Source organism: Streptomyces sp. NPDC088746 (assembly GCF_044751065.1).
Taxonomy (GTDB): Bacteria; Actinomycetota; Actinomycetes; order Streptomycetales; family Streptomycetaceae; genus Streptomyces.
In genome coordinates, this window is the sequence record NZ_JBIVLA010000004.1 from 1 (window position 1) to 24,520 (window position 24,520).

General features: G+C 69.0%; 22 protein-coding genes and 2 pseudogenes. 9 read left to right on the forward strand and 15 right to left on the reverse strand.

From position 1 onward, the window contains the following. Positions 1–187 precede the first annotated feature (187 nt). Positions 188–1,099, reverse strand: a complete 912-nt coding sequence (locus ACIP63_RS18870; protein WP_401516963.1) for a LysR family transcriptional regulator — start codon at positions 1,097–1,099, stop codon at positions 188–190. Positions 1,100–1,263: 164 nt separating this feature from the next. Between ACIP63_RS18870 and ACIP63_RS18875 the strand changes: the two genes are divergently transcribed. The 3 genes and pseudogenes from ACIP63_RS18875 to ACIP63_RS18885 all read left to right on the forward strand — a co-directional run bounded on the left by ACIP63_RS18875 (position 1,264) and on the right by ACIP63_RS18885 (position 4,330). Further along, positions 1,264–2,406 (forward strand): tartrate dehydrogenase, encoded by a 1,143-nt coding sequence (locus tag ACIP63_RS18875; RefSeq protein WP_401516965.1) that lies wholly within the window; start codon positions 1,264–1,266, stop codon positions 2,404–2,406. Next, complete coding sequence (locus tag ACIP63_RS18880) at positions 2,381–3,331, forward strand: phosphoglycerate dehydrogenase (protein WP_401516967.1); 951 nt, start codon at positions 2,381–2,383, stop codon at positions 3,329–3,331. The genes ACIP63_RS18875 and ACIP63_RS18880 overlap by 26 nt, the downstream gene beginning before the upstream one ends. Before the next feature lie 53 nt (positions 3,332–3,384). After that, positions 3,385–4,330: pseudogene (locus ACIP63_RS18885) on the forward strand (IS5 family transposase). A 14-nt stretch (positions 4,331–4,344) separates the two neighbouring features. Here the strand turns inward: ACIP63_RS18885 and ACIP63_RS18890 are convergent. From ACIP63_RS18890 to ACIP63_RS18940, 11 genes are all read right to left on the reverse strand, one after another. Beyond that, positions 4,345–4,644 (reverse strand): hypothetical protein, encoded by a 300-nt coding sequence (locus tag ACIP63_RS18890; RefSeq protein WP_401516969.1) that lies wholly within the window; start codon positions 4,642–4,644, stop codon positions 4,345–4,347. A 653-nt stretch (positions 4,645–5,297) separates the two neighbouring features. Then, entirely contained in the window at positions 5,298–6,071 is a 774-nt protein-coding gene (locus ACIP63_RS18895) for a class II aldolase/adducin family protein (protein WP_401518234.1), read from the reverse strand. Positions 6,072–6,299: 228 nt separating this feature from the next. After that, positions 6,300–6,671, reverse strand: a complete 372-nt coding sequence (locus tag ACIP63_RS18900) for a DUF4387 domain-containing protein (protein WP_401516971.1) — start codon at positions 6,669–6,671, stop codon at positions 6,300–6,302. Beyond that, positions 6,664–8,055 carry an acyclic terpene utilization AtuA family protein gene (locus tag ACIP63_RS18905; protein ID WP_401516973.1) on the reverse strand — a complete coding sequence of 464 codons (1,392 nt, stop codon included), beginning with the start codon at positions 8,053–8,055 and terminating at the stop codon, positions 6,664–6,666. The genes ACIP63_RS18900 and ACIP63_RS18905 overlap by 8 nt, the downstream gene beginning before the upstream one ends. Beyond that, positions 8,039–9,154, reverse strand: coding sequence for an ABC transporter ATP-binding protein (locus ACIP63_RS18910; RefSeq protein WP_401516974.1), 1,116 nt, complete (start codon positions 9,152–9,154; stop codon positions 8,039–8,041). Before ACIP63_RS18910 ends, ACIP63_RS18905 begins: the two co-directional genes overlap by 17 nt. Continuing rightward, positions 9,147–10,889, reverse strand: a complete 1,743-nt coding sequence (locus ACIP63_RS18915; protein WP_401516976.1) for an ABC transporter permease — start codon at positions 10,887–10,889, stop codon at positions 9,147–9,149. The genes ACIP63_RS18910 and ACIP63_RS18915 overlap by 8 nt, the downstream gene beginning before the upstream one ends. Then, positions 10,886–12,004 (reverse strand): ABC transporter substrate-binding protein, encoded by a 1,119-nt coding sequence (locus ACIP63_RS18920; RefSeq protein ID WP_401516978.1) that lies wholly within the window; start codon positions 12,002–12,004, stop codon positions 10,886–10,888. Before ACIP63_RS18920 ends, ACIP63_RS18915 begins: the two co-directional genes overlap by 4 nt. Positions 12,005–12,529: 525 nt before the next feature. Next, positions 12,530–13,213, reverse strand: a complete 684-nt coding sequence (locus ACIP63_RS18925; RefSeq protein WP_401516979.1) for a LuxR C-terminal-related transcriptional regulator — start codon at positions 13,211–13,213, stop codon at positions 12,530–12,532. Positions 13,214–13,326: 113 nt separating this feature from the next. Continuing rightward, positions 13,327–14,772, reverse strand: a complete 1,446-nt coding sequence (locus ACIP63_RS18930; RefSeq protein WP_401516981.1) for an ATP-binding protein — start codon at positions 14,770–14,772, stop codon at positions 13,327–13,329. Next, the gene (locus ACIP63_RS18935) at positions 14,769–15,494 is read right to left on the reverse strand and encodes a response regulator transcription factor (protein WP_401516982.1); all 726 of its coding nucleotides are present in this window, start codon (positions 15,492–15,494) and stop codon (positions 14,769–14,771) included. Before ACIP63_RS18935 ends, ACIP63_RS18930 begins: the two co-directional genes overlap by 4 nt. 102 nt (positions 15,495–15,596) lie before the next feature. Further along, the gene (locus ACIP63_RS18940; RefSeq protein ID WP_401516983.1) at positions 15,597–17,876 is read right to left on the reverse strand and encodes an MMPL family transporter; all 2,280 of its coding nucleotides are present in this window, start codon (positions 17,874–17,876) and stop codon (positions 15,597–15,599) included. A 121-nt stretch (positions 17,877–17,997) separates the two neighbouring features. Here ACIP63_RS18940 and ACIP63_RS18945 point away from each other — a divergent pair, with 121 nt between their 5' ends. Then, a complete protein-coding gene (locus ACIP63_RS18945) occupies positions 17,998–18,717 on the forward strand; it encodes a GntR family transcriptional regulator (RefSeq protein WP_401516984.1) in 720 nt (239 codons plus the stop codon). Between the two features lie 508 nt (positions 18,718–19,225). Here the strand turns inward: ACIP63_RS18945 and ACIP63_RS18950 are convergent. Both ACIP63_RS18950 and ACIP63_RS18955 read right to left on the reverse strand, forming a co-directional pair. Further along, positions 19,226–19,600 (reverse strand): toxin Doc, encoded by a 375-nt coding sequence (locus ACIP63_RS18950; RefSeq protein ID WP_401516986.1) that lies wholly within the window; start codon positions 19,598–19,600, stop codon positions 19,226–19,228. Next, entirely contained in the window at positions 19,600–19,839 is a 240-nt protein-coding gene (locus ACIP63_RS18955) for a hypothetical protein (protein WP_401516987.1), read from the reverse strand. Before ACIP63_RS18955 ends, ACIP63_RS18950 begins: the two co-directional genes overlap by 1 nt. 383 nt (positions 19,840–20,222) lie before the next feature. Between ACIP63_RS18955 and ACIP63_RS18960 the strand changes: the two genes are divergently transcribed. The 5 genes from ACIP63_RS18960 (at position 20,223) to ACIP63_RS18980 (ending at position 23,915) form a co-directional block, all read left to right on the forward strand. Continuing rightward, complete coding sequence (locus tag ACIP63_RS18960) at positions 20,223–20,561, forward strand: thioredoxin family protein (protein WP_401516989.1); 339 nt, start codon at positions 20,223–20,225, stop codon at positions 20,559–20,561. 82 nt (positions 20,562–20,643) lie between these two features. Beyond that, positions 20,644–20,847 carry a hypothetical protein gene (locus tag ACIP63_RS18965; protein WP_401516991.1) on the forward strand — a complete coding sequence of 68 codons (204 nt, stop codon included), beginning with the start codon at positions 20,644–20,646 and terminating at the stop codon, positions 20,845–20,847. Positions 20,848–21,246: 399 nt separating this feature from the next. Beyond that, on the forward strand, positions 21,247–22,200 hold the full coding sequence (locus ACIP63_RS18970; protein WP_401518237.1) for an NADP-dependent oxidoreductase: 954 nt from the start codon (positions 21,247–21,249) through the stop codon (positions 22,198–22,200). Positions 22,201–22,205: 5 nt separating this feature from the next. After that, positions 22,206–22,808 carry an HD domain-containing protein gene (locus ACIP63_RS18975; RefSeq protein WP_401516993.1) on the forward strand — a complete coding sequence of 201 codons (603 nt, stop codon included), beginning with the start codon at positions 22,206–22,208 and terminating at the stop codon, positions 22,806–22,808. A gap of 126 nt (positions 22,809–22,934) precedes the next feature. Then, the gene (locus tag ACIP63_RS18980) at positions 22,935–23,915 is read left to right on the forward strand and encodes a CehA/McbA family metallohydrolase (protein ID WP_401518240.1); all 981 of its coding nucleotides are present in this window, start codon (positions 22,935–22,937) and stop codon (positions 23,913–23,915) included. 9 nt (positions 23,916–23,924) lie between these two features. Here ACIP63_RS18980 and ACIP63_RS18985 read toward each other — a convergent pair. Beyond that, positions 23,925–24,366 (reverse strand): annotated as a pseudogene (locus ACIP63_RS18985) (IS5 family transposase); the annotation flags it as partial. Positions 24,367–24,520 lie beyond the last annotated feature (154 nt).

The window sequence follows — 24,520 nt, forward strand, 5'->3', positions numbered from 1 at the left end:
GTGTCCGCCGGGCCCTGCCCGTACCGGTACCAGGCCTGTTCTCCCGGAGAGCGCCGCTCGACACCCGCCCCTCGGACACGCCTCCACGCACAGCATCCTGCGCCGCGACGATCTGACCGTACGCACCAGTGCACCGGCCACGCGCCGCCCGTGAGCAACTCAACCTTTCCCCAACGGAAAATAGCTGTCAGGCCGACCACCCGGGCCGCCCCAGTCGTCCCGGCAGCCTGGCGGCGAGGTGCTCGATCAGCTCGGTCACGCGCCGGGGAACGTGTCCGTCGTCTTCGATCAAGGCATAGATGTTGGCCGCGGGCGTAGGGATGTGCGGAAGTACGCGGACCAGTTCGCCCCGCTCGATGTGCGGGCGGACATGCCACTCCGAACGCATGATGATCCCACGGCCCTCCAGCGCCCAGCCGGTCACGATGCCCCCGTCGTTGCTCGACAAGGGGCCGCTCACCCGAACGTGGCGGGGATCACTCACGTCACCGAACCGCCAGAGCGCGTAGTCCCCCTCGTTCTCTCGCAGCACGATGCAGTCGTGCTGCGAGAGATCCTCGACGCGCGTGGGCGCGCCGCACCGGTCCAGGTACGACGGCGCGGCGCACGGCACCCGCCGGTTCTCCGCGAGGCGGCGCATCCGGAGCGAGGAGTCCGGGGGGCTCCCCACGTGGACGGCCACGTCGAAGCTCCGCCGATGGGACCGCAGAGGCAGCGCCGACGTCTGCAACTGCACCTGCACCTGGGGGTGCGACGCGGCGAACTCTGCGAGCAGCGGAGCCACATGGGCCCGGCCGAGGCCGAGGGTGGCCTGGACGACCAGGGAGCCGCGCAGCACCCCCGAGCGGTCGGTCACCTGGTCCTCCAGTTCGCGCAGCCGGTCGAGGATCGAGTCGAGTCCGCTCGCGTACAGGGCGCCCTCCGAGGTCAGGACCAACTTGCGGGCGCCGCGCTGGACCAGGCGGACGTCCAGCCGGCCCTCCAGCGCGCTCAGCCGCTTGCTGACGACGGGAAGCGACCAGCCGAGCCGGCGCGAGGCCGCCGTCAGCGTCTCGCTGGCCGCCACGACCTGGAAGAACCTCAGGTCGTCGATGGACATCTTCATACGGTCCCCGTCCGTCCGGGCGGCCCTGCGCGGCCTCACACGGTTTTCTGTCAGGGAAAGCCTAGGTTGCCGTGGATGCTGTTGTGGTCGGCCTCGGCGGAGACCACAGTGGGGGGCCGTACGAGCAGGTCGGGGCAGGTCGAGCAAGGAGAGCAGTCGTGCCACAGCGTTATCGCGTCGCCGCAGTGCCGGGGGACGGCATAGGCAGGGAAGTCGTGCCGGAGGGACTGCGGTGCCTGCGCGCGGCGGCCGACGCGTACGGCTTCGTCCTCGATGTGGAGGAGTTCGACTTCGCGAGCGCCGACTACTGGGTGCGCCACGGGGAGATGATGCCGAAGGACTGGCGCACCGTGCTGGGTGGCTTCGACGCGATCTACTTCGGGGCGGTCGGGTGGCCCGAGGTCGTACCCGACCACGTCTCCTTGTGGGGAAGCCTCCTGCAGCTGCGACGCGGATTCGACCAGTACGTCAATCTGCGGCCGGTCCGCCTCCTGCGCGGTGTACGCGGCCCCTTGCGCGACCATGGTCCGGGAGACATCGACTTCTACGTGGTGCGCGAGAACACCGAGGGCGAGTACTCCAGCATCGGCGGGCGCATCTTCGAGGGCACTGAGCGCGAGACCGTGCTCCAGGAGACCGTGATGACCCGCACAGGTGTCGACCGCGTCCTGCGGTACGCATTCGAACTCGCCGACGCCCGGCCGCGCAGGCACCTGACCTGGGCGACCAAGAGCAACGGGATCTCGATCTCCATGCCCTACTGGGACGAACGGGCAAACGAGATGGCGCTGCGCTACCCCCGGGTGACCGCCGACAAGGATCACATCGACATCCTGGCGGCCAAGTTCGTGCTCCGGCCCGACCTGTACGACGTCGTCGTGGCGAGCAACCTGTTCGGCGACATTCTCTCCGACCTGGGCCCGGCCTGCACGGGCACGATCGGGATAGCGCCGAGTGCGAACATCAACCCCGAACGGGACCATCCGAGCCTGTTCGAGCCTGTGCACGGGTCGGCCCCGGACATCGCGGGGCTCGGCATCGCCAACCCGGTCGGGCAGATCTGGAGCGGCGCGATGATGCTGGAGCACCTGGGTGAGACGGCTGCCGCCGTGGACGTCGTGGCCGCCATCGAGTCGGTCCTGGAGCAGCAGCCGGACGTACTGACGCCCGACCTCGGCGGGACCGGGACGACGACGGCGCTGGGAGCGGCTGTCGCACAGCAGATCGGCCGGTCCGTCCGCCCTTCGACGGAGAAGACGGAAGAAGAGGAAGAGCGTGGCACGCGTCCTGATCACCACTGACTACCTGCGCCCCGGCGACGAGGTGGACGAGTACGTCCGGTCGGCCGGTCTCGAGACTCGGCACGCGCCGATGTCCGGACGCCGCGACCCGGAGGAGCTCGTGGCCGCGCTCGCCGGGATCGACGCGGCGCTCGTCGCGAACGAGCCCCTGACCGCCGACGTACTCACCCGTGCCCCGCGGTTGCGTGTGGTGGTGCGTACCGGGGTGGGCTACGACTCGGTCGATGTCGAGGCCGCCACCCGACTCGGGATCAGCGTGAGCAATCTGCCCGGGATCAACGCGAACGCCGTGGCCGAGTACACGCTGGGTCTGCTCCTCGCCCAGGCGCGTCGTCTCGTCGACAGCGCCACGGGGGTGCGCGCCGGAGGGTGGCCGCGCGAGGACGGTCACGAACTGCGCGGAGCCACACTCGGCCTGGTCGGCTATGGCGCGGCGGCCCGCGCGGTCGTTCCTCTCGCCCACGCCTTCGGGATGCACGTGGTGTGCACGACCGGTGTGCCCGCCCACCAACGCGAGGACGGCAACGGCTCGGTCCGCTTCGTCCCCTTCCCCGAGCTGCTGGCCACCTCCGACTACGTGTCGATCCACACCGCGCTGACCGACAGGACCCAGGGCATGTTCGACGCCTCCGCCTTCGCGCGGATGAAGACGACGGCCGTGCTCGTCAACACAGCGCGCGGTGCGATCGTCGACGAACAGGCGCTGGCGGACGCCGTGCGCACGGGCGGGATCGGGGGTGCGGCGCTCGACGTGGTGACAGAGGAACCGCTCCCGTCCCACAGCCCGCTGCGAGGCGTCGGGGGCATCACCGTCTACTCCCACCTCGCAGGTCAGACGGCGGAGGCCCGCCGTGCAGGGGGCCTCGCGGGCGCCGCCGAGCTCGTGGCCGCGCTGCGGGGGCAGGCCCGGTTCACCGTCAACTAGGAACCGTCCGGCCGATCATGTGACTGTCGCCTGGTCGGATCGTTGTCCCGTGTATGGGGCGGGGAGAACGCGGTGATCTGTCGGACGCGGAGTGGGAGCGGCTGCGGCCGTTCCTGCCGGTGAGCGACGGTCGGTGTGGGCGGTGGCGTGATCACCGGCAGGTGCTCGACGGCATTCTGCACCGGGTCAGGACCGGAGTGCAGTGGCGTGATCTGCCGGAGCGGTTCGGGCCGTGGAAGACGGTTTACGAGCGCCATCGGCTTTGGCCGGCCGACGGAACCTGGGAACGGCTGCTGCAGCAGGTCCAGGCCGCGGCCGACTGGGCAGGGCAGATCGACCGGGATGTCTCAGTGGACTCCACCATCGTGCGTGCGCACCAGCCCGCGGCCGGCGCCCGCATCGATTCACCACCGGCTATTGCCAGCTCAAGTGGGGGCAAGTCGCGGGAACACCGGGACGAAATTCCGTGGCAGAGCCTCGTCGGCAGGCTGGTGGAGGTGGTGCGGGGGGCGAGGGCCTGGGTCGTTCGCGCGGCGGCTTCACCAGCAAGATCCACTTGAGCGCGGACGGCCGCTGCCACCCGCTGTCCCTGCTCGACACGCCGGGGCAGCGGGCCGGCTGCACCCAGTTCGTGCCGGTGGTGGAGAAGATCCGGGTGCCCCCGGCTCGGTGCGGGCAGGTCCCGCAAGAAGCCCGGCAGCGTCGCGGCCGACAAGGCCTGCAGCAATGGACCTTGCCGCCAGTACCTGCGGCGGCGCGCCATCCGTCACACGATCCCGGAGAAAGCCGACAGCCAGGCCGCTCGCCTGCGCAAGGGAGCACGAGGCGGGCGGCCGCCGGCGTTCGACGAGGAGCGGTACAGGAAGCGCGACACCGTCGAGAGGGCCATACAGCAGGCTGAAGAACTCCCGCGCTGTCGCGACCCGTTACGACGAGCGCGGCTACGTCTTCCTCCGCACCGTCACCGCGGCCGCCCTCGCCATCTGGCTGCGCACCTGACCGCGTGCCAGACCTCAACCCACCGAGGTGCCCGGCGTCAACACCAAGCCCGCTGCCGCAAGGAAATCCTCAAGGCTGATGACACCGCTGTCGGTGCCGTCGTCCCATTCGATCAGGAGCCCCGAGCGGCCGTCGTTCCAAGTCTCCGGACTGTCATCAAAGTCAGGGCCAGGGTGCCATTCGACGCAGCCCTCGCCATGCCGGTATCGGAAATACAGGTACTGGCCGTCCACCGTCCAGGCATCCCACTGTGACGGGTATGCGGAACACGTCTGCACAACCCGCGTCACCTTCCGCCTCTCGTCCGCACTCATCCGACGATGATCGCCCAGCATCAGGCGCCCGGCAATCGACTTCGGACCGTCGCCACAGGCGTCTCAAGCAGCAGCCAGACACCATCAATGATCGGCTGGACAGCTCCTAGCCGTGGTCGGCCATGACATCGGTGACGCCCGTGCTAAGGCGTGAGGATGGAGGGCGATTGCGGGCGGCGGCGTGAGGCCGGCGGTGGTTGTAGTGGACGTTCGAGGCGAGGCCGCCGGGCTTGCCCCGGCTCGCTCTTCCTGCAGGCTGGAGCGCCTGGGCCGGTCGCGGACAAGCGCGGCCACGACGCGAGGGCCCAGGATCATGTCGGTCGCGAAGGCCGGATGAGCACGGGAAGGTCGTCCCGTGCCGTCGGCCGGGCCCTAGGCCGCACTCGTCCCACCACGGTATGTGGCGCGGCGGCAGGGCTCGGAACTCAGCGCTTCCGGGGCCGACGGCGTGAGCGAAAACCCCCTGCCTTGTCCGACTCGGGCCCGGTCCGCACGCGACCCGTCCGGTGCCCGGCAACGCAGGCCCCTGTCAGAGGCGTTCGCACCACCGGTGTTCTGTCCCGCGACAATCGCTGACGGACGACGCGCTCCGGGAAACCAGGAGCGCGTCATCACGATCAGCTCTGTCCCGAGGACCCTGCTCCGGCCGTGTGTCAGTCGAACAGGTCCGGGTCCGTGCGTGATATCTGGTCGAAGAGGGGCTGGAACTGGAACCAGCCTGCCAAGTCGAAGCCCACCTGCCCGTAGGTGAGTTGCGCCTCCTCGTGCGGGATCCGGACCGTGGGTCCCGCGGCCTCGGCGACAAGTTGAGCCTGCGCCGACCGCTCCATGGTGATGAACCAGTACGCGGCGGCGTCGACCGACCCGGCCGCCGTGAGCAGCCCGTGGTTGCGCAGGATGACTGCCTTGTGCGCGCCGAGCGCCGCGGCGATGCGGCGGCCCTCCTCCGGGTCGTTGGCCACGCCCGAGTAGTTCTCGTAGCAGCCGTGGTCCTCGTAGAAGGCGCAGGCGTCCTGGGTGAGCGGTTCCAGCCGCCGGCCCGTCGCCGACAGGGCCTTGCCGTACACCGAGTGGCTGTGGGCGGCGCCGACCGCGTCGGGCCGCGCCGCGTGCACGGCCGAGTGGATGGCGAAGGCCGCGCGGTTCACTCGGTGTCGTCCCTGGACGACCTCGCCGTCGTGGTTGACGAGGAGCAGATCGCTGACCTTCACGTGTTTGAAGGACATGCCGAACGGGTTGACCCAGAAGTGATCGGGGAATTCCGGATCGCGTGCGGTGATGTGTCCCGCGGCGCCTTCCTCGAACCCGAACCGGCCGAAGAGGCGCAGTGCGCCGGCGAGCCGCTCCTTGCGGTGGCGTCGCTCGATGGCGGGATCGGTGAACGGCGTGGGGAGCCGGAAGAGCAGTTTCTCTTCCGGAATCGGCACCAGGTCCTGGCGGCTCAGTGGCTCTGCGATGGGATTCCCGGGGCGGGTCGCTTCTTGCGTCACAGCCTTCTCCTTGCGGGGAGGGGCCGCGGCCGTACGCGTCGGACGGCCGCGGCCCCTGGAAACTGATCCTGTCTGGATCGACGCTCTTGCGTCGGTGTACGTACCGGCCGCAACGCCCTCTCATCCTGCCGCTGCGGGGATCCGGCTGTCAGGGAGGCGTCGGGCTCAGGCCCGTGGCACCGGCGGCGGCCCGTCGGCGAGGTGCCGGTCGGGCACCCGCAGGGCGGCGAGCGGGACGTGGTGCTGGCCCGCGTGTATGTCGCGGTCCCGGATACCGGCCTGCGCGACGGGGCGCGGGAAGGAGATCTTGACGACGTTCAGCGCGGGGATGCGGAAGATCTGGACCTGTGCGGCATCCACGCGGTAGAGGTCGGCGATCACCTGCTCGTTGAGGAACGACTCGTCGGCTGCGATGGCGTATCCGGCGCAGTCCTTCATGAACGTCTCCATGGTGACCCAGAAGGGCCCCGCGTTCTTGGAGCGGATCTCGGTCGCGTAGTCGCCGAGCAGGGGCGCGGGAGTGGAGTGCTCAGGCACGGGAGACCTCGCGGGAGTGGTGGGTGCGGAACATGGCGGTGGCCGAGTCGACGTCGACCACGTGGTTCAGGACGAATTCGTAGGCGGCCCCGCGTTCGGTCTCCGCCGGTGAGGTGGCGAAGGCAAAGCTGGGCAGGTACTCCATCTCGGGCAGCGGGAGATGGAGCATGAGGGGGTTGGCGACCTTGGCGATCGCGGTGGCGGTGGCCTGGGAGGGTGCGTTGACCAGGAGCATGACGCCGACTTCGCGGGGCGGGGTGGAGTCGGGGTCGATGTCCTCCAGGATGGCGTTGTGGCCGTACAGGCGGATGTCCAGGCCGTAGTCGTCCTCGGTCAGCCCGAGGGTCTGGCTGACGCGCTCGGTGACGATGGTGCGCAGCAGCGCGGCCCAGCGGTCGATGCCGGCGACGATGTACGGGTCGCGGATGCCGCTGAACGAGACGGTCTCGTAGCCGGTGGCCTTGGCGCCCTCGAGCTTGATGGTGTGCTGCTCGGCCGGTTCGAAGCGGGACCCTTCGACGCGTACGCGGCGCTCGTCGAGTGCCGTGTAGGTGGCGTCCGAGACGTCCAGCGTGCCGGCGGGTTCACGCATCCGGTAGGGGTTGGCCGTCTCGTACAGCATGTGTGCCGCGACGGAGATGGGCGTACAGGCGTTGGCCGGGTCGAGGGGTTCGATGACGAAGCCGTCGTGGTCGATGGTGGCGAAGACGCCGCCGGTGCGTGGGTTCGTGGTGCACTGCCCTCCGCATTCGACGATCTTGGCGGCGTGCCAGCTGGGACCGGCCGGCATCCCGAGCATCAGGGGTACCGCGGCCGCGAGGGCGGTGTCGGTGGCGCGTCCCGCCAGCACGACCTGTGCGCCGGCCCGGATGGCCTCGGCGAAGGGTTCGTGGCCCATCATGCCGACGATGTGGGTGCAGCTCTCGAGGGTCTCCGGATCGAGGGGGCCGTGCGGGGCCAGGGGGTGGATGCGTCCCGCGTCGAGTTCTTCCTTGAGGAAGGTGGCTTCCTGTTCGCTGTAGATGCGGGCGATCCTCAGGTCGAGGCCTTCCTCGGCCATGACCTGTTCCGCGATGCCGGCGACCCAGTCGACGCCGGAGTCGGTGCCGCTGGTGCCGCAGGAGCCCACGATCAGGGGGATGTTCGCGGTGGCGGCCGCCTTGAGCAGGAGGCGCAGGTCACGGCCGACCGCGGCGGCGGTGGTCTTGGCGACGCCGGCGCCGAGGTAGTGCGGTCCGGAGTCGGTGGAGCCGCCGTCGACGGCGATGACGTCCGGGTTCAGGGACAGGCCGCGCTCGATGGTCTCCGGGGCGAAGCCGGCGCCGAGCATCCCGGACGGGGTCAGGATTCCGACCCGTGCGGCGGCTTCAGTGGACGGAGGCATGGTGGTTCTCCTCGGTGGGGTGGGCTTCCTCGTGGAAGACGCGGATGTCCTCCGGCGGAAGGCTGACGGTGAGTTCGCCGGTGGCGGCCGGGCGTGTGGTGGTCACGATGACCGGGGTGCCGCCGATGCGGACGGTGTAGCGGTAGTGGTCACCGAGGTAGGCCTGGTTGTCGACCTTGGCCGTCAGCGTGCCGGGGTTCGCGCTCAGGTCACGGCCGGCGCGGTGGATGGCGATGCTCTCGGGCCGGATGCTGATCCGTACCGGTCCCAGGCGCTTGTCGCTGTGCGGTACCTTCAGCGGTTCGCCCAGGCCTTCGACTCTGACCAGGGCGTGGGTGCCGTCCGCCTGTACGACCTCGCCGGGGAGGATGTTGGCGGTGCCGACGAAGTCGGCGACGAACAGGTCGGCGGGGTGGTCGTAGATCTCGGTGGGGGTGCCGACCTGGCGGACCCGGCCCCGGTCCATGACGGCGATGCGGTCGCTGACGGACAGGGCCTCGTCCTGGTCGTGCGTCACAAAGACGGTGGTGACTGCGACCTGGGTCTGCAGTGTCTTGAGCCATTGCCGGGACCGGTCACGGAGCTTGGCGTCCAGGTTCGAGAACGGTTCGTCCAGGAGCAGCATGTCGGGCGGGTGGGCGAGGGCGCGTGCCAGCGCGACGCGTTGCTGCTGGCCGCCGGAGAGTTCGTGGGGGTAGCGGCCGGCGTGACGGCCCAGCTCGACGAGTTCGAGTACTTCCTGTACGCGGCGGTCACGCTGGGCTTTGGGGGTCTTGCGGAGCTTGAGGGGGTAGCCGACGTTCTCCGCGACCGACATGTGCGGCCAGATGGCGTAGGACTGGAACACGACGCCGCAGTTGCGGTGCTCGGGTTCGAGGTTCACGCGTCCGTGGTCGAAGACGACGCGGTCTCCGAGCGTGATGCTGCCCGCGTCGGGCTGGTGCAGACCGGCGATCGACCACAGGGTGGTGGACTTTCCGCAGCCGCTGGGGCCCAGCAGGGTGAAGATCTCACCGTCCTGGACGGTCAGGGACAGGTCGTGCAGTGCTGTGTGCTGGGTGAAGCGCTTGGTGATTCCGTTCAGGTGGAGGCTAGGCACGGGGGCGCACCCCCAGCAGGGCGCGACCGGCGCCCAGGACGACCAAGGTGATGACCATTTGGATTACTCCCAACGCGGCGACGGTCCCGCCGATACTTGTCGCTGCGAGTTGCAGCATGGTGAGGCCGAGTACGGGCGTCTCGTCGGTGACGAGGAAGACCGCCGGTTCGGCGTCGTTGAGCATGGCTACGAACAGCAGCACGAACGAAGCGCCCATGGCCGGTGCGACGAGGCGGAAGACGATGGTGCGCATGGCCCCCCACCAGGTGGCGCCGGACGTACGGGCGGCGTTGTCGAGGTCGGCGCCGATGCCGGCGAGCGCCGGGTAGAAGGCGCTGTAGCCGAGGGCGAGGCTCCGTACGGCGAACGCGATGCCGATGCCCCACAGGCTGGCGCGGATCGCTCCGGACCTGTCGAGAAGGGCGAAGCTCCAGAAGAACGCCATGCCGGTGACAAGGGCCGGCATCATGCGCGGCCACAACATGCCTTGTTGCAGGGACCCTCGGAAGCGGAACCGGGAGCGGTGCGCGATCACCGACAGCACCGCGATGGCGAGCGTGCTCAGTGCGCCGCCGACACCCGCGACGAGAAGGCTGTTGACGATCGAGCTGGTGTAGAGCGAATTCCCGAAGACGGCGGAGAAGTTGTCGAGGGTCAGCACGCTCCAGGGCGAGATGAAGGGCGACAGGATGGAGGTGAAGGCCGCCATGACGACTCCGGCCAGCGGAACGATCACACACGTCAGCAGGAAGGCGGCCAGGCAGGCCGACACCACCCACCGGACCCGCCCGAGCTTCAGGATCCGCACCCCGGTGGGTTTTCCGGTCGTGGTGGTGTACCGGCCCACATCGCCCACCAACCGGTTGCGCAGCACGAGCAGTCCGGAGACGGCGATCAGCAGGAAGACCGCACCGGCGGACACCAGGCCCTGCTGCGCGTCGTTCACCCAGTGGTCGTAGAGGTAGGTGGATATCAGACCGATCTTGTTGGAGAACCCGAGGATGAGGGGCAGGCCGAGGACCTCCATCGACAGGGCGAAGACCAGCAGTGCCGCGTTCGTGATGGCGGGACGCATCAGTGGCAGGCTGACGGAGAGCAGACTGCGCAGGGGGCTCGCTCCGGACGTACGGGCGGCGTCCTCCAGTGAGGGGTCGATCGACAGCAGGGTTCCGCGGCACAGCAGGAAGACGGTGGGAGAGGCGACACTCATCGCGACCAGGGCCATGCCGGGGATGCTGTAGAGGTCGACGGGCATGTGCAGGAAGGTATGGGTCTCCAGCCATGCACTGGCGAATCCCGCCGGGGTCCACATGGCGGCCCAGCCGATGATGAGCACCAGGCCCGGCAGGGCGATGGGGACGAGGAGGAACGCCGTCAGGACACGGCGGCCGGGGATGTCGGTACGGGTCAGGAAGACCGCGCCGGCCACACCGACCACGATCGAGCCGACGGTGTTGAGTGCGGCGAACAGGATCGAGTTGGCGACCGCGGTCCACCAGCTGCGGTCGGTGAGCAGGGCGTGGAAGTTGTCCCAGGTGAGGTGTCCGCCCGACTCGTACAGCGGGGTGGACCACACCGAGGCGGCCACGACCGGGACGACCGACCCGACGATGACGAGGAGGGCGAGCGCCCACAGGATGTAGTGACTCGCGTTGGTCGACAGCCACCGTCGCCGGGATCGTGCCGGTGGCGGGGAGGTACGGACCGGAGGCGGCCGGAGTTGCGTGGCGCTCATCGGTTGTAGGCCTTCTTCCAGCGGTCCACGATCGCCGGCTTGTTCTCGACGATGTCCTTCGGGTAGCCGCCGAGCATCATGTTGTCCTTGCCGACGACCGCCTCGACGGCGGGCAGTCCGTAGGCGCACTCGACTCCGTCGCGGTACGGGGTGAACCCGCCTTTACACGCGGCCTGCTGGCCTTCGACCGACAGCGTGAAGTTCACGAAGAGCTTTCCCGCGTCGGGTGATGCCGCCCGCTCGGTGACCGCGACGGCCCTCGGCAGCAGCGGTGTGCCGTCCGTCAGGTAGGTGTAGTTGAGGATCTTCCCTGCCTCCTCACCCTCGATCAGCGCGCGGACCGAGCCGGCCACGAAGTACGCGGCCTGGTACTGGCCCTGGGCCAGCTTCTGCATCAGGTTGCCGTTGCCCGACTCGACGCCCGTGTTGGGTCCCAGTACCGCGATGTTCTTCCAGCCCGCCTCGCCGTGTTCGGCGATGTAGTTGCTGACGGCGCCGAAGGACTGGGAGTTGCCGATGTCCGTGGTCCCGATCTTCCCCTTGAGGGACTTGGCCAGTTCGGCGAGGGAGGCCAGGTCCCTTGGCTGCTTCTCCTTGGGAATGAGCGCGGTGTTGTACACGGCGACGAGCGGGTCCTCGGACATGGACACCACTCCGGGGGCGAGCCTGGCGTAAGCGGGAAGGTGTTCGAGGTTGGGGTCGTCGTAGTCGAGAACACCGCCCTTGTCGACGAAGTTCAGCATCTCGACCGCGTCCGAGGCCATGACGACGTCCGCGGTGCGCACACCGGTGGCGCTCTCGGTGGCGTAGCGCTGGAAGGTCTGCGGGTCGGTCATGTTCAGCACGCGCACCTTGATGCCGGGGTACTTCGCCTCGAATGCCTTGGTGAGAGGCGCCATCTGATCGGCGTCCGCGTTGGTGTAGAGGAGGACCGATCCCTGCTTCTCGGCTCGGGCAACGGTCGCGGCGTCGAGCGGGGTGACGGGCGCGGCCTTGCCGACATCGACCGTGGACGTCGGTGTCGCCGATCCGCTCGTACCCGTGGAGCCTCCGCACGCGGTCAGGACGAGCGCGCAGGCGGCTGTCAGGGCGCAGGCTCTGGGAAGCGAGATCATCATTGATCCTCCACTATTTGCTATAGCACTAGTGCCGTAGAGAAACGGGGCATGTTCACAGAGAGACTTGGAGAGATGGTTCGTCGGCGGCAGTCCGCCACGCCGGGTGACAGGCGGGGATGACCGACGGAGGGCAACCCTGGGGCCCCACCCGGGGCGTTCCGGGCGGCGAGTACGTATGGCAATCACCCCATAGGCGAGATGGTATTTGCTACAGCAGGATTGTCAACCGGTTACGTCGGACCGAGTCGCGGTGAGCGGGAGCAGGCGCACGGTCCGTGTGGCGAGCGCCCGGCGAAGGGGACCAGCCCGTACGAACGCGCGCCCGGCGAAGGGGTCCAGCCCGTACGAACGCGCGCGTCCGCTCGGCCCCCGCCGCCGTTCCGCGATGTCCGCCACGCCGCTCAGCCCCTGGCGGCCCACGATGCACGGGACTCGCCGGAGCGGGCCCGTACCTACGGATCCACAGCGTCTCCGATGTTCATCTTCCATGCCTTCGTCAGCGGTGGCATCGGTGCCGGTTCCTCAGGACGCTACGGAAAGTCGGTCGGCGAGCAGGCTCACGGGGGTCCCGCCCGGCACCACGACCCCGCTCTCGTACGCGAAGGCGATGAGGTGACCGCGTTGCCGGACGCCCGTCTTGGCGAACATGTTCGCTATGTGTGTCTTCACGGTGAGGGGACTGATGCCGAGGGCCTGTGCGATGGAGGAGTTCTCCTGGCCGCCCGCCACCATGGTGAGGATCTCCCGCTCCCGCCTGGACAGCTCCGGCGCTGTCTCCGGGCCCGCCGTGCGCCGGTGGTGCGCCAGGACGACGGGGGCTGTTCCCAGGACGACGACGAGACCGCCGCGGAGCACCGTCTCCAGGGCCGCGACGAGCTGCGTGGCCGTGATGTCGGCGGCGAGCACTCCGGTGGCGCCCGCTCTCAGACAGGCATCGGACTCCTGCGCGTTCGGGACCCCGAAGACGATGGTCGGGGCGACGGCGGAGGCCGCGCCGACGACGTCGGTGAACGCGGAGATGTCCCGGCCCTGGAGGGTTCGGTCGAGCAGGATCACATCCGGTTCCGTACCGGCCCCCAGCAGCTCACAGAACCGGACGCCGTCGGCGGCCTGTCCGACGACGGATATGGCACGGCCGCTCTCGATGACCGCCTTCATGGCCGCACGGGTGAGGACAGGGCCGCCGGCGAGAACTACCGTGTGCATGAATGGCCTCTCTTCGTCGACGAGTCGGGGGCGGACGCGCGGGTACGGGGCCGGTGCCGGACGAGCCGCGTCACGCGCGCGTGTATCAGGACACGTGGGTCAGGGAAGCGTGTTCAGGACGCGTGGGTTCGGGACGCGGTGGGGCCATGGGGAAGTCGGATGGTGACGGTGGTACCGACTCCCACGTCCGACTGCACCTGCACCCGGCCCTTGTGGGCGTGGACGATGGCTTCCACGATGGCCAGACCAAGACCCGAACCGCCGTACGCCCGGCTGCGGCTCGCCTCCGCCCGCCAGAACCGCTCGAAGACGCGTGGCAGGTCCTGCGGCGCGATGCCGGGACCGTTGTCGATGACGCGCAGCCGTACGTCCTCACGGGTCCGGGTGAGTTCGACCCATACGGAGGTCTGCGCCGGAGTGTGCTGGACGGCGTTGCCCACGAGGTTGCGCAGGACCTGTTGCAGGCGGCCGGCGTCGCCGACGACGGGGGCAGGAGGTGCGGGTGCCATGGTGATGGCGCGTCGGGGATAAATGATCTGGGCGTCCTCGACGACGTCGGCGGCCAGTGCGGTGAGGTCCACGTCGTGCTGCTCGACGGGACGGCCGGCGTCCAGGCGGGCGAGCAGGGCGAGGTCCTCGACCAGCAACCGCATGCGTCCCACCTCGTTCTCGATGTGCTCGAACGCCGTTTCCAGTCCGGGTCCCGACACGCCGCCCTGCCGGTGCAGGTCGAGCCAGCCCGAGATGGTGGAGAGCGGAGTGCGCAGCTCGTGGGAGGTGTCGGCGGCGAGGGAGCGTACGGTCGCCTCCGCGCGCGCCTGCGCGTCGAACGCGCGGTTGACCGCTTCGGCGAGCCGGCCGGCCTCGCTGCCGTTGCGGGTGGTCGGCAGGCGTTCTGTGAGATGGCCCTCTGCGATGGCGTCTGCGGTACGGGCCATCCGCGCCAGGGGGCGCAGACCGAGCCGCAGGACGATGACGGCCAGTCCCAGCAGGATCAGCAACGCCACGCCGATCAGGACGAGTTGACGCTCGACGAGTGCGCCGGCGGTGGAGTCGTCGACGGAGGTGTCGATGGTGAGGACGAGCGCGGCGGGTGTGACGGCACGGGAGGCGGAGCCGACGTCGATGGTGAGTCCGGGGCTGGGGACACGGATCACAGCGAGACCGTGCTGCTGCTCGTGCCCGTCGTAGGTGGCGATGGTCCCGGTCGGCACGGTCGTGCTGAGTTCCGTCACCTGACGGGCCGCCGAGGCCGCCGAACCGGTGCTGGTGAGCATCCTGTTGTCGGCGTCCACGGCCACGAGACCCAGCGGAGGTCCCAGGAGTGTGGCGAACTGGTCGGCGTCGACGGTCTGCGGCCCTCGTGCGATGACCTCGGTGAGCCGGTGTGCGCTCGTCCGGAGGTTCTGTTCGTAACGCTTGTCCAGGTAGTCCTCCAGGAGGAAGGCGGTGATGACGGCGCTGGCGGTGAGGCCGGCCACGAGCAGGACGGCCAGACCGGCGAGCAGACGCAGGCGGACGCTGGAGAAGGACCAGGTACGACGGACGGGAAGCTTCACGTGCGGGCCTGTTCTTCCCGGAGCGTGTAGCCGATGCCGCGGACGGTGTGCAGCAGCGGCGGGCGGCCGTGGTCGACCTTGCGCCGGAGGTTGGATATGAAGCGCTCGACGACGACGGTGTCCCCGCCGAAGTCGTACTGCCAGACGGCTTCGAGGATCTGGGCACGGGAGAGGACCTGGCCCTGGTGGCTCAGGAGGTAGTGCAGCAGGCGGTACTCGGTGGGTGAGAGTTCGAGGAGCCGGCCCGCGCGGCGCACCTCGTGGCGGGGGTCGTCCATCTCCAGGTCCGCGATGCGCAACGGCGTCTCCTCGGCCGCGGACCGGTTTCCGCTGCGGGCTCGCCGGAGCAGTGCCTGCAGCCGGGCGCCGACCTCGACGACGCTGAACGGCTTGGTGACGTAGTCGTCCCCGCCCAGCCGCAGCCCTCGTACGCGGTCCTCGATCGCGTCGCGTGCGGTGAGGAAGAGGACCGGTACGTCGATGGCGCGGGCGCGCAGCAGCTGGAGGATCTCGAAGCCGTCGGCCCCGGGGAGCATGACGTCCAGGACGATGACGTCCGGGGGCCGGCGGGCGACCTGTTCGAGGGCTTCGGTCAGGTCGCCCGCCACGTCGACCTCGAACCCGGCGAAGTCGAGGGCCGAGATCAACAGGCGCCTGATACCGGGATCGTCGTCGATGACGAGCACCCTCTCGGTGGGGGCCGGTGCGTCGACGGCGTTCATGCGTGCTCCTTGTACGGGCGGGTCGACTGCCCGACGGCCGGCGCCTCCACCGTCACGGCGAGTGCGAGGTATATCCCGGTATCGGCTTGGTGGTTCATTGCATCACAGGGCCACTGGCGCGGACTGCTCGGCTGGGGTCCGCGGGGTTTCGCCGGGTACGAGGACGGACTCGCCCTCGACGTCGAGGTGAGGCAGGAAGCGGTCGAGACGCCGGGGCAGCCACCAGGCACGGTTGCCGAGGAGGGCCATCACCGCCGGCACGAGCGTCATCCGGACCAGGAAGGCGTCCACCATGACACCGAAGGCCAGGGCGAAGGCGATCGGCATGATGTCGGCGTCGTGCGAGAACAGGAAGCTGATGAAGACCGAGATCATGATGAGGGCGGCGGAGGTGACCACGCGGGCCGCGTTCCGGGCTCCGGTGACGATGGCGACGCGGGCGTTGCGGTGGCGGACGTAGTCCTCCCGCATGGCGGACACGAGGAACACCTCATAGTCCATGGCGAGTCCGAAGAGCACGGCCATGACGATGATGGGCATGAAGCTCGCCACCGGGCCGGTGCTCGCCACCCCCAGCAGGCCGGCGAGCCATCCCCACTGGAAGACCGCGACGGTGGCCCCGAAGGCGGCGCCGACGGACAGCAGGAATCCGATGGTGGCCTTGACGGGGATGGCGACGGACCGGAACGCGATCATCAGCAGGAGGATGGAGAGGCCGACCACGACGATCGCGAAGGGGGCGAGGGCACCGCTGAGTTTGTCGGAGACGTCGATGCTGACGGCGGTCAGGCCGGTGACGGCGACGTAGCTGCCGCCGGACTCGGCGAGGGGCCGCATCTCGGTGCGCAGGTCGGAGACCAGGTCGCTGGTCGCTTGGGTACGCGGTCCGGTGTCGGGGATGATCTGGATGCGCGCGGCCGCCCTGTCGTCGGCCACGTCGATGCCGCTGACATCGGCGATGCCCTTGACCTCGCGCAACTTGTCCTCGACTGCGGTCGCCGTCGTCCGGACCGCGGCCGGGTCGTCGTCCTCGATGAGGATCACGAGCGGGCCGTTCGCGCCGGGGCCGAAGGCGTCACCGACCATGTCGTACGCCTGGCGGCTCGACGTGGTGGTGGGGCTGTTGCCTTCGTCGGTCACGGCGAGCTTGAGCTGCAGTGCCGGCAGCGCGAGGGCGACGAGGACGACGGTCGCGATGACCAACGTCCGCACGGGCCTGCGCAGTACGGCCTCGGTCCAGCGGACCCCCATGGGTGTCCCGTCGGCACGTCCCGCCGTACGCCTCGGCCGCGAACGCAGCACCGCTTCGAACCACCGCGCACGCTCGGAAGCCCGGCCGCCGTGTCCGGATCGGCGGCCCGAGCGGGTGGCGGACCTTGGCGTGAGCCTGCTCCCCGCCATGCCCAGGAGCGCGGGGAGCAGGCCCAGCGCCAGGACGACCGCGGTGGCGACCGCTCCTGCCGACGCGAGCCCCATGGAGGTCAGCATCGGGACCCCCGCCACCGACAGTCCCGCGAGGGCGATGACCACGGTGGCCCCGGCGAAGACCACGGCGCTGCCCGCGGTCGCGTTGGCCCTGGCGACGGACTCCCGGACGGGCATTCCGGTGGCGAGCTGGGCACGGTGCCTCGAGACGACGAACAGGGCGTAGTCGATGCCTACGGCGAGCCCCAGCATGATCGCCAGGGTGGGCGCGCTGTCGCTCACACCGAGCACCGTGGCCAGGCCCATCATGGCCGCCATGGTGCCGCCGACGCCGAGGACCGCGGTGAGCAGCGGCAGCCCGGCTGCGAGCAGCGAACCGAAGGTGATCACGAGAATGACCAGTGCCACGCCGAGTCCGGCCATCTCGGTCGGCCCGAACGGCGAGGTGGAGGGGGCGTAGGCGTCCCCGCCGTAGACGGTCCTGAGCCCTGCCTGCTCGGCCGTGCTTCCCGCGGCCTTCACCGCGTCCAGCGTGCCGGCGGGCACGTCGTCGTCCTTCTTCGTGGTGAAGTCGACCTGTGCGACGGCGGTGCGTCCGTCCTTCGAGACGGTGCCTTCCTCGACGGGATCACCGACCGTTGTCACTCCGCGTACGTCACCCATGGCCGCAAGCGCGGCTGCCAGCGGTTTCTTCAGGTCCGCGTCGGTCACCCGGTGGCCGGACGGGGCCTGGAACACGACGTCCGCCGACTGTACGTCCGGGGACGGGAAGTGGCGGTCCATCTTGGTCAGCGCCGTCTGCGCCGGTGACCCGGGGATGGAGCTGCTGTCCTCGAAGGAACCGGCGAACGAGAAGCCGAGGCCGATCACCGCGCCGAGCGCCACGAGCCATCCGACCAACATCGTTCGCCATCGTCGGGCGCCGAAAGCGCCCAGCCGGTACAAGAGCGTAGCCATGTCTGCATCCCTCATCGCTAGGTGGTAGAGATCCCGATCCTGCTCGGTGGACTTGACGGTGGCCCCACGCAGAACTTGAGGGTTTCTTGACAAGAATGCTGTAGCAAATACCATAAGCGGTATGCCCCTGCTTCCCCAGCTCCCGACCCCGGTCACTCTCGGCGATCAGGCGTACGCCGCCATCCGCGAGGCGATCGTCACGGGCGCCCTGAAGCGCGGGGAGAAGGTCACGGAGCGGGGCCTCGCGGAGTCCCTCAGCATCAGCGCAACTCCCGTCCGTGAGGCGCTGCGGCGCCTGGAGCAGGACCGGTTGGTGGAGCGGACGGGCCCCAGGTCGGTCCGTATCGCCCAGTTCGGCAAGGACGAGCTGCGCGAGTTCACCATGATGGAGGACGTACTGCGGGCCCTCGCCGCCCGGCTGGCCGCCGAGAAGGCGACGGCATCACAGCGGCGCGAGATGTCCGACTGCCTGGACGAAGCCGACTCACTGCGCGGGCGGTTGCGCGAGACCGGTCCGGGCACCGATGCGGAGCGGGACCTCGTGCTGCAGATCCAGGACCTCATGCGGCACTTCCACACGCTCGTGGACCAGGCCAGCGGGAACGCCACCCTGGTCCAGATGCTGCGAACCGTCGACGCCTTCGGTTCGCAGGAGCGGCGGGACAGCATCCTGTCCGAGGTCCGCGGTGAACACGCGAAGGTCGTCGACGAGCGTTACCGGCAGCACCGGGTCATCTACGAGGCCATCGCCGCCGGCAACGGCGAGCGGGCCGAGGAGCTGATGAGGGCCCACAGCCACACCTCGAACATCTCCCGGATCGCGACGCGTTTCTCGAGCTGACGCGGTCGCGCCACGAGCATGGGTGCGGTGGCGTGGCGGAGTCTACGGCGTCAGCACGATTCTGCCGAAGACCTCCCCGTCGTCCATCTTCGGGTGGGGCCGGTACGGTCGGTGTGCGGCCTGGCAGCGGTGGGGCTGGGCGTCGTCGCAGCCGTTGCCGATCTTGACACGGCCGGTCGGTCGCAAGCGTAGCGGGATCGGTCGCAAGCCTGGTTGGAGTGGCAGTGAGTTGCTACGCACTTGTACGGCCGTCCGTGGCCGACGGCCATGGGGCAGCCGTGACAGCAGCGGGAGCACGATCCGTGGCTGCCGGCGGCAGCATCGGGCGAGCGGTTACGGGCGATCGCGTCACCGTCACCGGATCTCCTGCGGCCGCATCGGCGACAGCGACGTCCGGTTCGGCACAGGCGATGGCCTCCACTGCCCTGGGGACACGGGAGACCGAAGGTCGTCTTGAAGTGGTAGGTGTCCGTTGTCCGTGACCAGGTAAACCTCGGCCCAGGACGGGTTAGATACGCCAGGCGCGGATGCGGTCGGCCGCCTGGTAGACGTCGGCTTTACCGGATTGGATACCGCGGACGAGATCGACCATGGCTCCGTAAGGGGGATCGATGCCCTCTCCGGAGGTGTGCATGTAGGCAGCCGCCACCTGGCAGGCGAACAGGCTGTTGCGATACGGCAGCGGCTGCAGCTGGACCAAGGTGTGCAGGAGAGCAGCGGCGCGCCAGGCCGGGTCGGGGTCGGAGATCGTGGGGCGTGGGATGCGGGTCTTGTGGCGGGCGACGGCGGCGACGAGGGCGGAGTAGTCAGCGACACTTACGTCCTCAGGGACGGCCTGCTCCTGGACGTCCAGCAGCCAGGGGACGTCGACGTGGAGGATCATCAGGCGGCGTCCATCCCACGCTCACGACTAGCGGGCGGCAGTTCTTCGGGGAAGGCATCGTCGAACTCCGCCTGGCGCGCTTCGCCCCAGGAGACGGCGTACCGGAGAAATTGGCGGCGCTGGCGCTCGCGCAGGGGCAGGTCGTGGACGTACTGCTTGAGAGACTTGCCTTCGGCGGCCGCAGCGGCGCGGACCTCCTGCAGTTCCTCGTCGGTGAAGGTGACATTCAAGGACGGCATACCCTGACGGTACCTGATAGGTACCAACCCAGCCAGGGGATGAACTGGCCGGCCCCGTGGACATCGGCGAACACTCGGAGCAAGCGTCGGATACCTTCGCGGGCCGGGTGCGTGCCTCTCCACTGCGCTTCAAGGAGTGGAGGGCGCTGTGCTGGCACAAGCTGACCCACGGGCGCGCCGCGGGCTGCGGCTGGGCGACCGGCGGGGCGGCCAGGCTGAGTCACCAGGGGCGGGGCCGGGCCGCTCGCGCCGGGGGCCGTTGTGGTTCTGCAACGGCCCCGTGCCTCCCTTCGAAAGGTCAACCGGACAACCGACGGGCCGACCTGACGTACCGCGCGAGGGATGATGGGGACGCAATAACGGACATGAGGTCAGGAGCTTCCATGACGACGCGGGTTCACCGCCCTCGTGAGGACGCGGAGTTCGATTTCATCCTCGGGATGAGCAGAGTTCCGGTCCTCGCATACTTCGCCGGGGCATGGCCCAAGGCAATCGAGCCCTGCCGGGTGATGGACCTCGTCGTGGGTGGCATCGCCGACGACTACACAGGCCGCCTGACGGCCGTCCGCGCCGACATCAAACGATGTCCGGCCACAACCGAGCGATACGGGATCACCGGAGCCCCGTCCTGCGTCCTGCTGAAGGAGGGAGAGGCGGTGGCGCACAGCACGGGACCTATGACCACCGCCGAGGTACGGAAGTTCCTGGACGGCCACCTCTGAGCGGCCGCTTGGCCGCAGCCCGGCCATACAGATCGCGAGTTGACCGGCGGGCCGCTGGACGGGCGGGAGAGAAGATACGCCCGTGGCGACCGGTCTTGAGCTCTTCGCGGACTACTTCCAGATCCACGTCCTGACTGAATATGCCCTGGCCATCGGCATCGCCGTTAACGACACCGTGACAATCGTGACCATGACCTCACAGATAAGCCGCCGCACGGCGACAACGACGACTTCGACCACGTCGTCGAGGCAAGCCTTCACACGCCCTCCGGACGGCTCATCGTGATGGGCTGCACCGACTACCTCGACGACGCGGCACGATTCGACGTGCCCGCAGGCTGGCCCGAGCCCGGGCCTCTCGACGGAACCTCGCCGCTGCCGGCCGCCGGATCGACTCAGACGAGGAGCCCGAGGCGACCGAGGAAGTCCGACGGCAGACCTGGCCCGCCCCGTCAGCATCCGCCTCAGCCCGGTGGCCTGGGTCGCGACAGGCGGTCACGGAGGTATGCGGTGCTACCCCACATCCGACGCGAAAGTGGCTCATCCCATTGCCTTGAAAGTGGCCCACTTGGCGAAAGTGGATAGCGCATACGGTCGAGATCACGATGCATCGCGCTCTGTATCAACTTAAGCGGGCATTGTCTTCTTGTTCGCCGCTACTTTGGCTCCTCAGAGGATGATCTATATGCAAGCCATCACCGTCCGTAACCGTGATGCCGGTGCCGGCGGACTCGCTCTGACGGAACTGCCCTATCCGCACGCTGCTGAGAATGACGTCATTGTGCGCGTGCATGCTGCTGGCTTCACTCGCGGGGAACTCACCTGGCCCGGGACGTGGACGGACCGAGCGGGCCGTGACCGGACGCCGAGCGTGCCTGGGCACGAGCTGTCGGGGGTGGTCGCCGAGCTGGGGTACGGCACAACCGGCCTCACCGTCGGCCAGCGGGTATTTGGCCTGGCCGACTGGACCCGTGACGGATCGCTGGCCGAGTACACCGCAGTGGAGGCCCGCAACCTCGCCCCGCTTCCGTCGGACGTCGACCACACGGTGGCCGCCGCGCTGTCCATCGCGGGCCTGACCGCGTCGCAGGGGCTGTTCGACCACGGACGGCTCACAGCGGGGCAGACGGTCCTGATCCACGGCGCCGCAGGCAGCGTCGGGTCCGTCGCGGTCCAACTCGCACGCGACGTGGGGGCGCGAGTAATCGCCACCGGCCGGTCCGCCGATCGGGACACCGCCCTCGGCTTGGGCGCCGACGCATTTGTGGACCTCCAAGCGGACCGGTTGGAGGAAACCGGTGACGTCGACCTCGTGTTCGACGTCATCGGTGGCGAGATCCTCGACCGCTCGGCCGCACTGGTGCGTGCCGGGGGCACTCTCGTCACCATTGCCGAACCCCCCAGGGTCAAGCCCGGGGACGGGCGGGCCGTCTTCTTCGTTGTCGAGCCTGACCGGGCCAGGCTCGCCGACATCGTGCAACGAGTGAGGGACGGGAGGCTCAAGCCGATCGTCGGGGAGGTATGTTCGCTCGCTGAAACGCCGGCGGTTTTCGCGCCCGGCCGCGGCAGGCCCGGCAGGCCCGGCAGGACGATCATCCGCATCGTGTCGGACAGCGCGGCAGAGGCAGGCCGACGGTGACCCGTATGTCGCTCGACGCCCTCCCCGTGCCCAGCAGCATGACATCGGCAGCCGCCCTGGAGGTGGCGACCGCTTACCATTCCCCAGCCCTGCTCAATCATTCGCTTCGTGCCTACGTGTGGGCGGCCGCGTGCGGCGTGGCAGACGGCATCTCCTTCGACGCGGAACTCCTCTACATTGCTGCGCTGTTCCACGACATCGGATCGGTGCCGGCTTTCGACAGCCACACCGTTGCGTTCGAGGAGGCAGGTGGCCACGTCGCCCAGGTCTTCGCAGCGGGCGCCGGATGGCCGGCCAAGCGCAGCGCGCGCCTCTCGGAGGTGATCGTCCGCCATATGTGGCCACGGGTAGAGGTCTCCACTGATCCCGAGGGCCACCTGCTGGCCCGCGCCACCGCGAACGAAGTCATCGGCAAGGACGCGGAGCAATACTCGGCCGGCTTTCGGGCCGAGGTGCTGGAACGCTACCCCAGGCTGGACCTCCCCGAGCAGTTTTTGACGTGCTTCCAGGCCCAGGCCGCTCGCAAACCGAACAGTTCCGCGGCCGGCGCGGTGCGATCGGGACTCGCCGACAGAATGGCATCCAACCCGCTCGACTCCTCCGCCTAACTGATCGTTTCAGAATGCGATCTTGGTCTGACGTCTCGACCGAGATCGCGCTCAGCAGGCGATGGAACGGGTTGCCCCGGTTGGCACGTTGGCTCGACAGACTCTGGGAGGAGAACCTTGTCGAGTTTGAGCTTCCCGTCGGCGCGGGCGGTCGGACGCGGGCCGGCCTGGTACCGCGGGGACTGCCACGTCCACTCCCTCCACTCTGATGGGGAACTCGCCCCCGAAGAGTTGGCCGCCCGGGCGCGGGCGGCCAGGCTCGACTTCATTGCGACCACGGAGCACAACTCAGCCGCGGCCCCGGGGGTATGGGGGCATCTGGCCGCCGATGACTTCTTGATCCTTCTCGGCGAAGAGGTGACCACGAAGACCGGGCACTGGCTCGCGCTCGGCCTCGATCCCGGCGAGGTCGTCGACTGGAAGCACCCGGTCAGGGACGGACTGGTGGACAAGTGTTTGGACCAGGTCCACCGAGCAGGGGGCCTGTGCGTGGCCGCACACCCGCATGCGCCCTACCCCTCGGGCGACTTCATGTTTCCCTTTCTTGGCTTCGACGTGGTGGAGGTATGGAACGGACTGTGGACTTCGGACCGGCCCTGGAATGCCGACAATGAGGCGGCCCTGGCCGAATGGGGGCGGAGCCTCGCGGCGGACCTTCGCACGGGCTCGTGGCGGCCGGCGATGGGCAACAGCGATACCCACTTGGGCGGGCAGATCGGGATCCCTCACACCGTGGTCTTCGCTGAGGAACTGAGCACAGAAGCAGTGCTGACCGGGATCTGCGCCGGCCGCAGCTGGATCGCCGAGTCGGCGGATGTGGACGTGTCGTTCACATCTCATGCGGCCGGCCGCGTTGCCGGGGTGGGCGAGCGGCTCGCGACTCAGAGTGGGCAGGTGGAAGTGCATGCGGCAATACGAGGTGTGCCGGCGGGGACCGTCAGCTTCCACACCGATCGAGGAAAGGTCCACCGAGCCCCCCTCCCCGATGACGGGACGGGTGCGGTGCAGTGGGACACGACAGCGGAACAATCAGCGTTCGTCCGCATCGAGGTCCGCCATCGCAGCGGGCACGTCGCCGCACTCACCAATCCGATCATCCTCAACTGACCGCTCGTTTCATCGTGCGGTCCGCAGGCGGCGGAGGCACATGAGGCTGCATGCCAGTTCGAGCAGGCCCTGATGAACGTCGGCCCCTCGTTCGTAGCGAATCCGGAGTCGTATGAACTGGTGCAGCCAGGCGAAGGCCCGTTCCACCACCCAACGGACTTTGCCGAGCCCTGAGCCGTGGACGACGCCACGTCGGGCGATCATCGGCCTGATGCCGTGCTTCCACAGCAGGCGGCGGTATTTGTCGAAGCCGTAGCCCTGGTCGGCATACAGGTGCCGCGGCTTGCGGCGAGGCCGTCCTCGCAGCCCCCGGATCGGCGGGACCGCGTCGAGCAGCGGCAGCAGCTGGGTGACGTCGTGGCGGTTGCCGCCGGTGAGCGTGACGACGCGCGGGGTTCCATGCCGGTCGATCGACTATCAGGTGGTGCTTGGAACCGGGCCGGGCGCGGTCATCCGATCCCTACCAGCTTGCCCGCAGCATCGCTGACGACGCCGCCCGTCCCGCTGACGGAAGACCGACTCCTGCATTGAGCGCGAGCAAGCCATCGAACCAGCCGGTGACGGGCTCGACGCCGCGAGGGCGAGGGAATGCCTGAACCGCGGTG